The organism is Yersinia sp. LJYL362, from assembly GCF_048323875.1.
In genome coordinates this window covers 1-15,589 of the sequence record NZ_JBLWEX010000199.1, presented here as the reverse complement: position 1 = coordinate 15,589, position 15,589 = coordinate 1, and the positions used below count along the sequence as shown (strand labels likewise).

Genomic DNA, 15,589 nt, shown 5'->3' with positions numbered 1-15,589 from the left:
CATCAATTTCATAGTTAACCCCATCGATAACATCGAAATTATAAGTACGGAAACCATCCCAGTTAATCAGTGATTGCGGTTTACTGCTATTCACATCAATTTGATTAAATTGTGCGGCGGAGCACTCCAGCCACTGCTTAACATCCGCGCCACTGGCTTTCACTACCACCAATGTATTCGGGTAAAGATAGAGGTCGGCGGCGTTGCGGAAGGTCAGTTCGCCTTTTTCCACTTCGACAAAACTGGCAGGGTCATTTTTGCGGCCGCCAGCTTTAAATGGTGCTGCGGCAGAAAGTACCGGTAAATTGGCCAAGTCAGGATCGCCCTGAATAAAGTGCTCGGTATAGGCGCGCTGGGCATTATTGACAATTTGTACTGTCGGATCGTCTTGGATCAGCGACAGATAGCTATACATATTATCCGATGCTTTGCCGATCGGCTGGCTGACAAAATCACGGGTGCCTTGGTGATCGGCGGCTAACACTTTCACCAGGTTTGCATTTTCGGCGGCCAGCGATTTCTGTGTCGCTTTATCAAAGATAGGGCGGGCTTCGGCCTTGGCTTGAGTCACCTGCCATTGGCCTTGGTCATTATTCAACACAAAATCAACTACTCCAAGGTGGTCACCCCACTGGCCTGGCATTACAGCTGGAATACCGTTTAATGTCCCCTGTGCGATATCCGCCCCTTTGATAGTGGCAAAGTCTTTACTCGGGAAAACGGCGTGGGCATGGCCAAACATAATGGCATCAATTCCTGGCACCTGGCTGAGGTAGTAAACCGAGTTTTCCGCCATATTTTTATAAGGGTCACTGGAGAGGCCGGAGTGGGGGATTGCGACCACTAAGTCGGCACCTTGCTTACGCATTTCCGGTACCCATTTTTTAGCAGTTTCGGTGATGTCATCGACGGTAACTTTGCCGGTAAGGTTAGCTTTATCCCATATCATGACTTGCGGAGGCACAAAACCAATGTAGCCAATACGTAGATTATGGCTTTTCCCGTCGCGATCCTTTACTGGGGTATCAACAATTAAATAAGGCTGAAACAGTGGCTTACCGGTTTTGACATCAATGACATTGGCATTCACATAGGGAAACTTAGCTCCCGCCAGTGATTTTTTTAGATAATCCAGACCATAATTAAATTCATGATTGCCGATGTTGCCGACGGCATAATCCAGTGTGTTCATTGCCTTATAAACAGGGTGAATTTCACCGGCCTTTAGCCCTTTAGCGGCCATATAGTCACCCAGTGGGCTGCCCTGAATCAGGTCGCCATTATCCACCAGCACACTGTTAGTGGCTTGCTGGCGAGCCGCTTCAATCAGACTTGCCGTACGGACCAGACCGAATTTTTCCGTAGGTTTATCTTTGTAATAATCGAAATCCATCATATTGCTGTGCAGGTCGGTGGTTTCCAGTACTCGCAAATCAACAGTTGCGGCCTGCGCGGTTGAGGCTGTGAGAGCAATCAGGCTGGCAAGAAGGGATAACGTCAGCGGACGCTTAAACATGGCTTTCTCCATCGTGGCTTTTCCATTAAGAAAACAATTCGACCTGTATCGCAAAAGAATATGTAAATTTAATAGGTCGTCATAACAAAGTGTGAAGTTTGGCAGAAAATGGTTTTGGATAACGCGGAGATGCTCACAGTTGCAGTAGGCAAATTTCCCTGATTTTATTGAGGGTTATCCAACAAAGGTGGCTATTTGGACGGAAAATAATTAGTCTGCCAAACAGGTATTACGCATTGCGATGATTAATTTTTATTTTAGCTTTGCGTTCTAGAATGAATATAGCGTGAGTGACAAGTTCCAGGAACCCTTATTGATTTAACAATTACTATCAATATTCGACATGACTCATAAAACCAAGGGGTGGATGATGTTAGAGCAAATTTGCCAGTTGGCCCGCGAGGCAGGCGTGGCGATTATGGCGGTCTATCAGGGGGAGAAGCCCCTTGATGTGGCCCATAAAAAAGATGATTCGCCCGTTACGGCGGCGGATCTTGCCGCCCATCAAATTATCAAAGCCGGGTTGGCGGTATTGACCCCTGACATTCCTCTGTTATCTGAAGAAGACCCACCGATTTGGGCAGTGCGCCAGCACTGGCAGCGCTATTGGTTGGTTGACCCACTGGACGGCACCAAAGAATTTTTGAGTCGCAATGGCGAATTCACCGTCAATATCGCCCTGATTGAGCAAGGGGTACCGGTGTTGGGGGTAGTTTATGCTCCGGTGAGCGAAGTGATGTATAGCGCGGAAAACGGCCAGGCATGGAAAGAAGAGTGTGGTCGGCGTATGCAGATTGAGGTGCGTGATGCCGTTCCGCCGCTGGTGGTTGTCAGCCGCTCTCACAGTGATGCTGAGTTGGAAGATTATTTGGCGCAATTGGGCGAACATCAGACGGTAGCGGTGGGTTCATCACTCAAGTTTTGTCTGGTCGCGGAAGGAAAAGCGCAGCTATATCCTCGCTTTGGGCCGACCAATGTGTGGGACACCGCCGCTGGGCATGCAGTCGCCATAGCTGCCGGGGCACAAGTTCACGATTGGCAGGGTAAACCACTTTCTTATATCCCACGTGAATCTTTCCTGAACCCCGGCTTTAGAGTGTCTTTGTTCTAGTTTTACTGTTTCACAAGCTGGTGCAGTTGGTCGATGACCTGCTGCACTTCTTCTGCGGTCAGCGCACCGTCTTTGGCAAACTTAACGTTTCCTTGTTGGTCCAGTACCACGATAGTCGACCCTTTCTCCGCTAAACCCCAGGCCTTTTTGACACTCCCATTGCTGTCGACCACAAACTGCGACCAGGGAAATTCCCGCTTATTGCTTTCAATGCTATTACGCACAAACATCGCGGTACCGATGATGGCGTCATCGGTATTGACGATTGTCGTCGTTTGGTAATGTTCGTGTGGCAAATTGGCGTGTTTAATCGCTTCCACCAACGGCGCATTCAGTTCTTTTGCTGATGTGCGGCCAGCAATATGCTGCACAACTCGCACTTTGCCGGGCAATTGTGAGCTATTCCAGTTTTTATAGCTAAACTGATCAGTAGCCTTATCGTAGTTTAATTCGCCTTTATCGCTGACACCTACCGGCGGAACTCGCTGGTCAACTTGGATGGTGAGCGCGCTAGCCATAAAGGGGGTTAACAGCAACGACAGTATAAGCAGGCTATTTTTTATCATGGGATGTCCTTTAGGATCTTATGAATGATGACTTAGTCCTGACAGCAGACAAGTTTCCCAATAATAGGTGCAGATCAGAGGTCTGTCCTGTTTGTCTAAAATAATTATTTCTGGCACTGACCAGATGGTTATTCTGCCTTAAGCTCTCATTTTATCTCACTCACACTGTAATATTATGTAAAGTCAGCATCAATGACTGGTTTTGCGGGAACTTAACTCCATACTCTAGGTCTATTACTCTGCAATTATCTTACGCTACCTGTGATCTTGGTCGCTAAGGCGCCAGAGGGTACGTACTAGTGCTATGGGAGGAAAGTAAAACAATGAGGATCTTCCAACGTTACAATCCGGCAAAAATCGCGATGTATGTCAAAACGCTATTTCGCGGTCGGTTGTATATCAAGGATATGGGGGCTTTTGAGTTTGATAAGGGCAAAATTTTAATCCCGAAAGTTAGGGATAAACGCCATTTTGAGGTGATGTCGGAAGTTAACCGGCAAGTGATGCGTCTGCAAACTGAAGTCTAGTGACATCCCCGGTTCGAATTAATTGCGGCTCCTAAATAGGAGCCGCTAATGTTTCAATCATCACAAAAATATCAGCGGTTATGCGTCACTGCTTTCATGCGGTGCTTTTGGCAATATTGGCGCTGGCTGATCACTGAGTTTGGTCACCAATAACTGATCGATTTTATAGCTATCGATGTCCACCACTTCAAACTTATAACCGGCATATTTGACGAAATCAGTACGCTTTGGAATTTTGCGTAACATATACATCATAAAGCCGCCGATAGTTTCATAATTGCCCGATTGCGGGAATTCGTCGATATGCAGCACGCGCATGACGTCTTCAATTGGCGTACCGCCCTCAATCAGCCATGAGCTTTCATCACGGGCGACAATCTGCTCTTCCTGCCCTTGGCCGACCAAATCGCCCATCAAGGTAGTCATTACGTCATTCAGCGTAATTATCCCAACAACCAACGCATACTCGTTGAGGATAACCGCAAAGTCTTCACCGGCAGTTTTAAAGCTTTCCAGCGCTTCAGAGAGAGTCAGAGTATCCGGCACAATTAACGCTGAGCGGATTTGCACACCGCTGCTGAGCACCAGGCTCTGGTTGCCCAAGACTCGGTTCAATAAGTCTTTGGAATCAACATAACCCACCACTTGATCGATATGACCATCGCAGACCAGGAATTTTGAATGCGGGTGGGTCGAAATCTTCTCTTTGATGCTGTCTTCGCTTTCCCGTAGATCAAAATAAATCACACTTTCGCGTGACGTCATGGAAGAAGGGACGGTGCGGGATTCCAGTTCAAAAACGTTTTCAATCAGCTCGTGTTCTTGCTTGCGTAGCACCCCCGCCAATGCACCCGCTTCCACGACCGCGTAGATATCATCCGACGTAATATCATCATTGCGAACCATTGGTAGCTTGAATAGACGGAAGATCAGGTTCGCCATCCCATTGAAGAACCAAACTAATGGACGACAAATCATTATGCAGAAACGCATCGGGTTGACGATCCGCACAGCAACCGCTTCAGGTGAAATCATACCGATGCGCTTCGGGGTTAAATCTGCAAACAGAATAAATAAGCTGGTTACCAGGACAAATGAGCAAATGAAACTGACTTGATCGGCAAGTTCAGGCGACATAAAACGTTCAAATACCACCTTGAAAGAGGGCGAGAATGCCGCATCACCGACAATACCACCGAGGATGGCGACGGCATTCAGCCCAATTTGAACCACGGTGAAGAAAATCCCCGGAGTTTCTTGTAATTTAAGTACTCGTAAGGCGTTGATATCGCCTTCATCTGCCAGAAGTTTTAATTTAATTTTTCGCGATGCTGCGAGTGAAATCTCTGATAACGAGAAGAAGGCACTCACTGCGATTAAAAATAGAATCAGTAAAATACTGTTTAACATAATCTGTCCGTGTCGTACCGACGATAGCGCCGGCGATCGTAAGGAAGGGCCATACTGTTATTTCGGTTAATTCAATTAGTTTCTGGATAACGGCAGAAAGTCGTTATCGGGCTGAATATGAACAGCCCGAAGTAGTATAGCAGCAGCGATGAGAGCGCCGCCAGCCTTACAAATTAGGAGGCATACAAACGCCGATACCGCCCAAACCACAATATCCATGTGGGTTTTTGTATAAATATTGCTGGTGGTCATCTTCGGCGTAGTAAAACGGCAGGGCAACGGCAATCTCACTAGTGATAGCTCGGCTGTCACCTGCTTTTGTCATGGCTTGTTGGAACAGAGTCTGACTCTCTTGCGCTTGCGTTTCCTGCTCGGGGGTCAACACGTAAATAGCTGAACGATATTGCGTTCCGACATCTCCACCTTGACGCATTCCCTGAGCGGGATCGTGATTTTCCCAGAAAATCTGCAATAGTTGCTGATAACTCATGATGGCAGGATCAAACACAACTCGAACCACTTCTGCGTGCGCGGTGCGGCCACTACACACTTCATGATAGGTTGGATTTGGTGTGTATCCACCACTGTAACCCGCGGCGGTGCTATATACGCCCGGTTGTTGCCAAAACAGGCGCTCAACACCCCAGAAGCAGCCCATGGCGAAGATAGCAACTTCCATACCCTCGGGGACATGTGTCATGGAGTGTCCATTCACCACATGGAGAGTTGCGACCGGCATCGGTGTCAGTCGGCCTGGCAAAGCATTAGCCGCATCAATGACGGCAGTTTTATCAAAATTTTGCACCACAATAGACTCCGATGTTGACAGTGAATCCTAAGTTTACAGTAAATTGCTAACAAGATGTTTACAGTGAATGGCGATAGACAGTTGTATCTGATTGCGAGTTTGCACACAATAAGACCCATTCCGCATAAATGTAGCGGCTTAAGGTAGAGTTTTAGGGGTTATAGGCTTTAATCGGTCTTTGTACGCGGGATGATAGTGTGTTTGATGCCACTTTTTTGCAATGCCCGCAAGATCGGTTTTTACAGGAAAGTACAATTTATTAGGAGTACGCGTGCCACGATACCCTATTCTGTGTTTTTTATGTGTATTGCTCGCCACACCTATCGCCTATGCCGCTAATGTGCGGTTGCAGGTTGAGGGTCTTAGCGGGGATTTAGAAAGAAACGTCAGGGCGCGTTTATCAACAATTGGTACTGATGAAGTCACGGCTGATGGGCGATTTCGTTCCAGGGTGGATGAGGCTATCCGTCAGGGGCTACGTGCTTTGGGTTATTACGACCCCACCATTACTTTCGATTTACAACAACGCCCTGCACCTGCTCGTTCGGTGTTAATCGCCAAAGTGGTTCCCGGAGAGCCGGTTTTGATTGCCGGTGTGGATATCGTGCTGCAAGGCGGGGCGAAAACCGATCCCGATTATCTGGCATTGGTGCGCCGGGATACGCCTAAAATTGGCTCTATTCTCAATCATGGCGATTTTGATAATTTCAAAAGTTCACTGACTGGCCTGGCTTTACGCCGCGGTTATTTCGACGCCAATATGATCAAAAGTCAGTTGGGCGTTGCTGCTGAACTGCGCGAAGCATTCTGGGATATCGATTTCGACAGCGGCGAGCGCTATCGCTTCGGTAAAGTCATTTTCCAGGGCTCACAAATCCGTGAGGACTATCTGCAAAATCTGGTGCCATTTCATGAGGGTGAGCTGTACACCTCTGATGAGTTGGCCGAGTTGAACCGCCGCCTATCCGCCACCAACTGGTTTAACTCTGTGGTGGTTTCGCCAGATTTTCGTGATGCGAAAAAAACCAAAATATTGCCGCTTGATGCTGTTGTGACCCCACGAACAGAGAATACCGTTGAGCTGGGGGGCGGTTATGCCACGGATGTCGGCCCGCGCCTGACGGCGAGTTGGCGTAAACCTTGGGTTAACTCCTACGGACACAGCCTGACGACCAGCACCACACTCTCGGCTCCTGAGCAGACGCTGGATTTCAGCTATCGAATCCCGTTGTTAAAAAACCCACTAGAGCAGTATTACCTGCTGCAGGGCGGGTTTAGACGCACTGATCTTAATGACACTAAATCAGATACCACGACACTCAACGTTGCTCGTTTCTGGGATTTATCCAGCGGTTGGCAGCGCGCGATCAACCTGCGCTGGAGTTTGGATCACTTTACTCAGGGCAGTGTGACTGACACCACGATGCTGCTGTACCCGGGCGTGAGTATCAACCGCACCCGCCAGCGTGGGGGAGCCATGCCGGTTTGGGGGGATAGCCAACGCTATTCCATTGATTGGTCTGATACCACCTGGGGTTCTGATGTTGATTTCGGCATATTCCAGGCACAAAACGTGTGGATACGCACTCTGGGTGAGAAAAATCGCTTTGTGGTACGCGGGAATGTAGGCTGGATTGAAACCAATGACTTTGACCGTGTGCCGCCGTCACTGCGCTTCTTCGCCGGTGGGGATCGCAGTATTCGAGGCTATAAATTCCGTGATATTTCTCCGCGTGACAGCGAAGGTAAGTTAACTGGTGCCTCTAAATTGGCTACCGGCTCTCTCGAATACCAATATAACGTCACTGGCCGTTGGTGGGGGGCGGTGTTCGTCGATACCGGTGAAGCGGTAAATGATATTCGCAAAAGTGATTTAAAAACTGGCGCTGGGTTTGGCGTGCGTTGGGCTTCCCCGGTCGGCCCGATTAAACTGGATATCGCGAAGCCTATTGGCGATAACGAAGCACATGGCGTGCAATTTTACATCGGTTTGGGGCCTGAACTATGACTCGCATAAAAGAACCGACGCAAATAGAGGAACAGGTGCCGGCAGAAAAACCGATGCCGGTAAAGAAACTGAGGTGGGTAAAGAGACTCAGTATCGCATTTTTGCTCATTATCCTTTTGTTGGTAGGAACTCTGGCGGGCTTACTTGGCACCACCAGTGGTTTGCATTTTGTTATCAACAGTGCTGCGCGTTGGGTGCCTGGCCTGGATATAGCCAGTGTCAGCGGTGGCTGGCGTGATCTGACACTCAAAGGCATCCAATACCAAATGCCGGGTGTTACCGTGAAAGCGGGGCAGTTTCATCTGTCATTGCAGTTATCCTGTCTGAAACGCAGTGAACTGTGTGTTAATGCGCTGACAGCACAAGATGTAGATGTGGTGGTCGATACCAAAGCTATGGAACCTGCCGCCCCCGCACCTGCCAGCACTGAACCTATGGGCGAATTGAGTACCCCGTATCCCATCACCCTACGTTTACTATCGCTGAATAATGTCAAAGTGACTATTGATGACACGGCGATTTCACTCAATGAATTCCGCACTGGCGCGCATTGGCAGCAGCGTGCATTAAACTTGATGCCGACTAAGATCAGTGGGTTATTGATTGCATTACCAAAAACAGTGCCCGCTATCGTCCCTGATGCGGCGAAGCCCGCCGTGGAAACCGCTATCGTCCCTGATGCGGCGAAGCCCGCCGTGGAAACCGCTATCGCCGTCAAAGAAGCGGTTGAGCAACAGGCTGCGGCCCCCGCGCCAGCCGAAACTCCTCTGGGTGAAACCTTAAAAGAGCTATTTGCCAAGCCACTATTACCCGATTTGCCAGACTTCCGTTTGCCGCTGGATTTACAGATTAAAGAGATTTCAGGGCAGCAGCTTCGGCTAACCGGTGACACCGATGTGCTTATCACCAGTCTGTTACTGCAAGCCAGCACTCAAGATAACCGCATCACACTGGATACACTGGATATCAAATCGCCACAGGGCGGGCTGTCTGCCCGTGGTGAGGCGACGCTGGCAGATACGTGGCCGCTGAGTATCACCGTCAACAGTGCGTTGAATATTGAGCCACTGAAGGGCGAAAAAGTGAAACTGACTGTGGGCGGCGGGTTACGCGAACAACTCAAAGTCGCGCTTAACTTGTCTGGCCCGGTGAGCGCGCAATTGGAAGCTGAAACCGCGTTAGCACAGGCGGGGTTGCCAATGGCATTGACCCTGCAAAGTAAGCAACTACGCTGGCCACTGAGCGGCGAACCTCAATTTCAACTCGATAATCTCAGAATGCGGCTTAATGGGCAGGCGACAGATTACGCACTCTCAATCCGCTCGGACTTTAAAGGTACTGACTTGCCGCCCGCTATTTTCACATTGGACGGCAAAGGGAATGTTGAGCAATTCAATCTGACGCGTTTGCGCCTGGCAGCGCTGCAAGGTAATACCGATCTGACCGGTGTGGTGGATTGGAGCAAGGCGATCAGTTGGAACTCGGTATTAACTCTGTCAGGGATTAATACCGCCAAACAGTGGCCGGAGTGGCCGGCAAAACTGGATGGCAAGATTGTGACTCGCGGCAGTATTCATGGCGGCAGCTGGCAATTACAAGTGCCGGAGCTGACGTTGGACGGCAATGTGAAACAGAATCGCGTTACTGCTCGCGGTTCATTGACCGGTAATGCAGCAGGGCAGTGGCATATTCCGGGTCTCAATCTGGCATTAGGCCGTAATAAGCTGGATGTCAAAGGTGACCTAAATGACAACTGGCTGCTTGATGCCAATGTCGATGCACCGCAGCTTGATGGCGCGTTGCCGGGATTGGGCGGCATTGTCAAAGGCACACTGAAATTACGCGGTAACCTTAAAGCGCCACAACTGTTGGCAGATCTCACCGCGAGCCGCCTGCAATGGCAAGAATTGACCATTAATCGGGTCAAGATTGATGGTGATGTTCGCTCGACAGATCAAATTCAAGGCCAACTGGCCATTAGGGTTGAGCAGCTCAAGCAAGCCGAGCTGGTGGTCAGCCTCCTAACATTAGATGCCCGTGGCAGTGAAAAACAGCATCAGTTGCGCCTGAATATGCAGGGTGAACCGGTTTCCGGCCAGTTGGCGCTGGAGGGAAGCTTTGACCGGCAGCAAGAGCGCTGGCGCGGGACTCTCAACAACACGCGCTTTGATACGCCGGTAGGTGAATGGCGTTTAAGTCGAGCCATCGCCTTGGATTACCAAAACACACTTGAGCGGGTCACCATCGGGCCACATTGCTGGCTTAATCCGAATGCGGAACTTTGTGTGCCGCGTGCGATTGAAGCAGGCCCGAGTGGGCAGGCGAGTGTGGTACTTAATCGCTTTGATTTAGCGATGATAAAACCGTTCTTTGGCCCGGATACCACGATGAGTGGTGTGTTTACAGGACGGGCCGATGTGAGTTGGAAAGCCGGTGGTAGCTTGCCAGATGTGCGGGTATCACTCAGTGGCAATGGCGTCAAAGTCCAACAAATGGTACAGGGTAATCCACTGCCGATCGCCTTTGAGACACTGAATTTAAATGGTGGTTTGGCTAATGGGCAGGTACGGGCCGACTGGTTGATTAAACTGGTGAATAATGGCCAATTCTCTGGACAGGTGCAGGTGGCTGACCCCGAGGGGCGGCGTAATCTATCCGGCAACATTGCTATCAGTAATTTCTCGTTGGCAATGATCAATCCTATCCTGAGTGATGGTGAAAAAGCCTCTGGCTTATTAAATGCCAATCTCCGTTTAGGCGGCAATGCGAAAAGCCCGTTAGTCTTTGGCCGGCTGGCGCTGGACAATGTGGATGTCGATGGTAGTTGGATGCCATTTGATATCACCGAAGGGCGTCTGGTGATGAATTTCGACGGTATGACCTCGACGCTAGAGGGGCTAATTCGCACCTCGCAGGGGCAACTTAATCTCTCCGGTGATGCCGATTGGCGTGATATCAATGCCTGGAGAGCCAGAATTGCGGCAAAAGGTAATAAATTACGGGTCACAGTCCCGCCAATGGTGCGGATTGATGTTTCTCCGGACATTGTGTTTGAAGCCACGCCGCAACTGTTTAGTCTTAATGGCTCGGTGGACATCCCGTGGGCGCGTATTACGGTGCAAGAAGTACCGGAAAGCGCCGTCGGTGTCTCGCCGGATGAAGTGATGCTCAATAATGATTTGCAGCCTATTTCACCGCGCTCAGCTGGTATCCCAATTAACAGCAACTTGGTTATTCATGTTGGTAATGATGTTCGCCTGAATGCATTTGGCCTGAAAGCGCGCCTACAGGGCGATTTAAAAATGATACAGGACCAGCGCGGCTTGGGCCTGAATGGGCAGATTAATATCCCATCCGGTAGTTTCCGCGCTTATGGACAGGACTTGATTGTTAACAAAGGGGTATTGCTGTTCTCCGGGCCACCGGATCAGCCGCTGCTTAATATTGAGGCAATCCGTAACCCTGATGCGACTGCCGATGGCGTGACTGCTGGTGTGCGCGTGACAGGTATGGCGGATTCACCACGGCTGGAAATATTCTCAGATCCGGCGATGTCGCAGCAAGAAGCGCTATCTTACTTGTTACGTGGACAAGGGCTGGGTAATTCGGGAGCAGACAGCGGACTGATGACCTCAATGCTGGTCGGCATGGGGGTTGCGCAAAGTGGTAAGCTTGTGGGTAAAATCGGTGAGGCATTTGGCGTCAGCAATTTGGCACTGGATACTCAAGGGGTTGGTGATAGCTCACAAGTGGTGGTGAGCGGCTATGTCACCAAAGATCTGCAAGTAAAATACGGTGTGGGTATATTTGATTCGCTGGCTACGTTAACATTACGTTATCGGTTGATGCCCAGGTTGTATCTGGAAGCGGTGTCTGGTATTGATCAGGCATTAGATGTGCTTTATCAGTTTGAGTTCTAACAATGCGAATTATTGTCTACGGTAGTTTACGGCGCAAGCAAGGTAACAGTCACTGGATGACGGACGCCCAATTGTTGGGCGAACATGACCTGGAAGGCTTTGATATGTACAACTTAGGTCATTATCCGGCAGTGGTTCCCGGAGATGGCACTGTGCATTGTGAAGTTTATCGGATTAACTCTTCTATTATGAATGAGTTAGATGAACTGAAGAGTAATACCAAGGATTATCGGCGTGAATTGATCCAGACGCCTTACGGCAGTGCCTGGATATACCTTTACCGTTTACCGGTTGAAGGATTACCACGAATTTATAGTGGTGATTGGCTTAAGCGCCATGAAGAAAATGATAAACCGCAAAGCTAGATAAGCAAAAAAAAACACCGCACAATGGCGGTGTTTTTGCGATTAACTTAAAAAGCACCTTTTCAGGAGGTGCTTTTTGCTATGTATTTTTTGTTATATAAAACAGGAAATTACTTCTTAGCACGTTCGAAAGAGGACAGGATTTCGGCTTTAGCGGCAGCGGCATCTTCCCAACCGTCAACTTTCACCCATTTGCCCGTTTCCAGATCTTTGTAATGCTCAAAGAAGTGTTTGATCTGAGCTTTCAGCAGCTCAGGCAGATCTTGCACGTCCTTAACGTGATCGTATTCTTTGGTCAGTTTGCTGTGTGGAACCGCGACCAGCTTGGCATCTTCGCCTGCTTCGTCAGTCATTTTTAACACGCCAACTGGGCGGCAACGAATCACTGAGCCTGGCTGCAACGGATATGGCGTTGGTACCAGCACATCAACCGGGTCCCCATCTAATGACAAGGTATTGTTGATGTAACCGTAGTTGCACGGATAAAACATCGCAGTAGACATGAAGCGGTCTACAAACAGAGATCCAGTCTCTTTATCGATTTCGTATTTGATCGGATCCGCGTTCGCCGGGATTTCGATCACAACATAGATATCTTCTGGCAGGTCTTTACCTGCGGGTACTTGGTTCAAGCTCATGTCGGTTTCCTTTTATCAAACCAGAAATGGAGTGCTGGCTATTATAGCCAAGTCTTATCTGAATTCCTGTCCTTTTCACTGCTTGATGATGGTGAGATTGCCTGAAACAAGGCCATTCCAGGAAGATAAAATACCGTCATTATCTAATTGCATCTATTTTAAGCTGTTTTTCCGGTGGTGGTTCAAGACGACTCTCTTAGCGCCGATAACTTAATCACATAATAAGACCGTCCGCTGTACTGCTAACACTTTGTAATCTTAACCATTTGCACACAACCGGAAAAAACCGATGTTAAAAAAGATTACCATTAAGAATGGGCTTATTGCCCAGCTAAGCCTTATGTCATTGATTTTATTAATCGTCAGCGTAATTGGCATTAATTCAATCCAGGAAAGCTCACGCGCATTACAGGCCATAAATCAAATCCAAGGGGAGGAACTGGGATCATTATCAAATAGCTTTACTGCTACATTAAGTGCCAGAACTGAGGCGGCATTGGCTATTCATCAATTAGAGATAGGTTTGATTGATGAGTCTTTGCAAACTGCAAAGCAGGCCGAAGAGTCGCTGGCATTATCGCAAAAGGAGATGGCACGATTTGTCAGCGCAGTATCTGAGCGGGGAGATGGGCAGGAATTGGCGACTAATATTCAAAAAAGTTATAAAAATTATGTAGATAAAGGCGTTATACCCATGTTGACGGCTATCAAGGCCGGTTACGCAGACGAGTATTACGAGGTGCTGGAAAAGAGCATTACTGATATCAGCAAAGTATTTAATAATGATGTCGCGACCTTTCGCAGTTATGCGTTGAATGCCGGCCATTTACAAATTGATAAAGCCAATAGTGCCGCCAAAATTAAATTAGCCATCATTGTGGCTGCGGGCATAATCACCTTAATTTCTGCGGTATTGGCGTGGTTTGCGCTTAAATACATCATTTTGCAGCCATTGGAGCAATCAATTCATCAGTTGGAATATATAGCCGATGGCGATTTAACTCACAATATCAACAGTGAGGGTAATACGGAATTGGCCCGGCTGGCAAAAGCGCTACAAACCATGCAGCAATCGCTGGTGGTGTCTGTCAGTAATGTGCGTGATGTCGGTGGTCAAATTGGTATTGGATCACGAGAATTAGCTGCAGGTAATAACCATTTGGCGGAACGAACTGAAGAATCGGCATCTTCATTAGAACAGACTGCGGCCAGTATGGAGCAGTTGACCTCGACGGTGAAAATGAATGCTGAAAACTCGGATCAAGCCAATCGTCTGGCAATGAGTGTGTCAGATATCGCCAGTAAAGGCAGTCAAGTCGTCAGCCACGTTGTTGATAAAATGCAGGCGATTACCACCAGTTCACGGCGTATCTCCGATATTATTGCTGTGATTGACGGCATTGCGTTTCAGACCAACATCTTAGCGCTTAATGCGGCAGTTGAAGCCGCCAGAGCCGGAGAACAAGGCCGTGGTTTCGCGGTGGTGGCGGGCGAGGTTCGCAATCTGGCTCAGCGCAGCGCACAATCAGCAAAAGAAATTAAAGACTTGATTGTTGAATCGCAAAATCGAGTGCGGGAAGGGGCGGATATGGCTGAATCCGCAGGGAAAACCATGCATGAGATTGCCGATGAAGTAAACCGAGTCACTGCATTGATGCGCGAAATCTCAGCTGCTTCTTATGAGCAAAGTAGCGGAATTGAGCAAGTGAATGTCGCTATAGCTCAGATGGATCAGGTGGCGCAACAGAATGCCACATTGGTGGAGCAAGCGGCTGCGGCAACGCGTTCATTAGAGGAACAAGCCGATGCGCTGTCAGCCAGTATGGCAGTATTTAAATTACAAGGTGATGAGCTGGCGGTCGTAGCATAAAAAAAACAGCGGCTTAGTGGGCCGCTGTTTTCTCATGTTAGCGATAGTTACTTAGCTTCTTCATCCGGGAATTTGGCGATAAAGCCTTCCGCATCTTCAACCATGGATTTAGTGCCCACGAAGAAAGGTGCGCGCTGGTGCAGTTTCTCCGGCACGATATCCAGAATGCGATTAACCCCATCAGTGGCTTTCCCACCGGCTTGTTCTGCCAGGAATGCCATTGGATTGCACTCATACAGCAAACGCAATTTGCCTTGCGGATGGCTGGCGGTGCTTGGGTAAATATAAATCCCACCTTTCAACAGGTTACGATGGAAGTCGGCCACCAGTGAGCCAATATAGCGCGAAGTGTATGGGCGCTGTGTGGCTTCATCCTGCTCTTGGCAATACTTGATGTATTTCTTCACACCCAATGGGAATTTAATATAGTTCCCTTCGTTGATGGAATACATGCAACCGGTTGCGGGATAACGCACCTTTTCGCCGGATAAACAGAAAACGCCCAGCGATGGATCATAAGTGAAGGTATGGACACCATAACCGGTGGTATACACCAACATGGTTGACGACCCGTACACCACATAGCCTGCCGCAACTTGCTTAGTGCCTGGTTGCAGGAAGTCTGCTTCTGTGATCGGTGTGCCAAATGGGGTGATGCGACGATAGATGGAGAAAATAGTACCGACGGACACATTCACGTCAATATTTGAAGAACCATCCAGCGGGTCCATCAGAACCACATATTTGGCATTTTCTGCGCGGCCACCATCAAAGATAACAATGTCATCTTCTTCTTCTGAGGCGATACCGGCCACTTCGCCACGCGCTTTTAGGGCTGCTTTCAATTTTT

12 protein-coding genes are annotated in these 15,589 nt (G+C 48.8%); 6 read left to right on the top strand and 6 right to left on the bottom strand.

The window, feature by feature from the left end; translation table 11 throughout:
• Positions 1–1,528, bottom strand: a 1,528-nt coding sequence (locus ACNSO8_RS10235; protein WP_418394533.1) for a bifunctional 2',3'-cyclic-nucleotide 2'-phosphodiesterase/3'-nucleotidase, incomplete at its 3' end; no start/stop codon positions are given.
• A 358-nt stretch (positions 1,529–1,886) separates the two neighbouring features.
• Here ACNSO8_RS10235 and cysQ point away from each other — a divergent pair.
• Positions 1,887–2,627: a 3'(2'),5'-bisphosphate nucleotidase CysQ gene (cysQ, locus tag ACNSO8_RS10230; protein ID WP_050159024.1), complete on the top strand. Its 741-nt coding sequence runs from the start codon at positions 1,887–1,889 to the stop codon at positions 2,625–2,627.
• Between the two features lie 2 nt (positions 2,628–2,629).
• Here the strand turns inward: cysQ and ACNSO8_RS10225 are convergent, their stop codons facing one another.
• Positions 2,630–3,193 (bottom strand): YtfJ family protein, encoded by a 564-nt coding sequence (locus ACNSO8_RS10225; RefSeq protein WP_418394532.1) that lies wholly within the window; start codon positions 3,191–3,193, stop codon positions 2,630–2,632.
• A 323-nt stretch (positions 3,194–3,516) separates the two neighbouring features.
• Between ACNSO8_RS10225 and ACNSO8_RS10220 the strand changes: the two genes are divergently transcribed.
• On the top strand, positions 3,517–3,720 hold the full coding sequence (locus ACNSO8_RS10220) for a DUF1107 domain-containing protein (protein WP_005156335.1): 204 nt from the start codon (positions 3,517–3,519) through the stop codon (positions 3,718–3,720).
• 78 nt (positions 3,721–3,798) lie between these two features.
• On the opposite strand, the gene ACNSO8_RS10215 is transcribed toward ACNSO8_RS10220, so the two are convergent.
• Both ACNSO8_RS10215 and msrA read right to left on the bottom strand, forming a co-directional pair.
• Entirely contained in the window at positions 3,799–5,130 is a 1,332-nt protein-coding gene (locus tag ACNSO8_RS10215) for a hemolysin family protein (RefSeq protein WP_005175426.1), read from the bottom strand.
• Positions 5,131–5,296: 166 nt separating this feature from the next.
• On the bottom strand, positions 5,297–5,935 hold the full coding sequence (msrA, locus tag ACNSO8_RS10210) for a peptide-methionine (S)-S-oxide reductase MsrA (RefSeq protein WP_026017984.1): 639 nt from the start codon (positions 5,933–5,935) through the stop codon (positions 5,297–5,299).
• 274 nt (positions 5,936–6,209) lie between these two features.
• On the opposite strand from msrA, the gene tamA reads away from it, so the two are divergent.
• The 3 genes from tamA to ACNSO8_RS10195 all read left to right on the top strand — a co-directional run bounded on the left by tamA (position 6,210) and on the right by ACNSO8_RS10195 (position 12,231).
• A complete protein-coding gene (tamA, locus tag ACNSO8_RS10205) occupies positions 6,210–7,946 on the top strand; it encodes an autotransporter assembly complex protein TamA (protein ID WP_019080703.1) in 1,737 nt (578 codons plus the stop codon).
• Between the two features lie 68 nt (positions 7,947–8,014).
• Positions 8,015–11,866, top strand: a complete 3,852-nt coding sequence (gene tamB, locus ACNSO8_RS10200; protein WP_418394534.1) for an autotransporter assembly complex protein TamB — start codon at positions 8,015–8,017, stop codon at positions 11,864–11,866.
• 2 nt (positions 11,867–11,868) lie between these two features.
• Positions 11,869–12,231: a gamma-glutamylcyclotransferase family protein gene (locus tag ACNSO8_RS10195; protein ID WP_019080701.1), complete on the top strand. Its 363-nt coding sequence runs from the start codon at positions 11,869–11,871 to the stop codon at positions 12,229–12,231.
• Positions 12,232–12,341: 110 nt separating this feature from the next.
• On the opposite strand, the gene ppa is transcribed toward ACNSO8_RS10195, so the two are convergent.
• Positions 12,342–12,869, bottom strand: coding sequence for an inorganic diphosphatase (ppa, locus tag ACNSO8_RS10190; RefSeq protein WP_002210169.1), 528 nt, complete (start codon positions 12,867–12,869; stop codon positions 12,342–12,344).
• A gap of 289 nt (positions 12,870–13,158) precedes the next feature.
• Here ppa and ACNSO8_RS10185 point away from each other — a divergent pair, with 289 nt between their 5' ends.
• Complete coding sequence (locus ACNSO8_RS10185) at positions 13,159–14,739, top strand: methyl-accepting chemotaxis protein (RefSeq protein ID WP_019084248.1); 1,581 nt, start codon at positions 13,159–13,161, stop codon at positions 14,737–14,739.
• 47 nt (positions 14,740–14,786) lie between these two features.
• Here the strand turns inward: ACNSO8_RS10185 and fbp are convergent.
• Positions 14,787–15,589 (bottom strand): class 1 fructose-bisphosphatase (gene fbp, locus ACNSO8_RS10180; protein ID WP_418394531.1); only part of this gene is annotated, 803 nt, incomplete at its 5' end.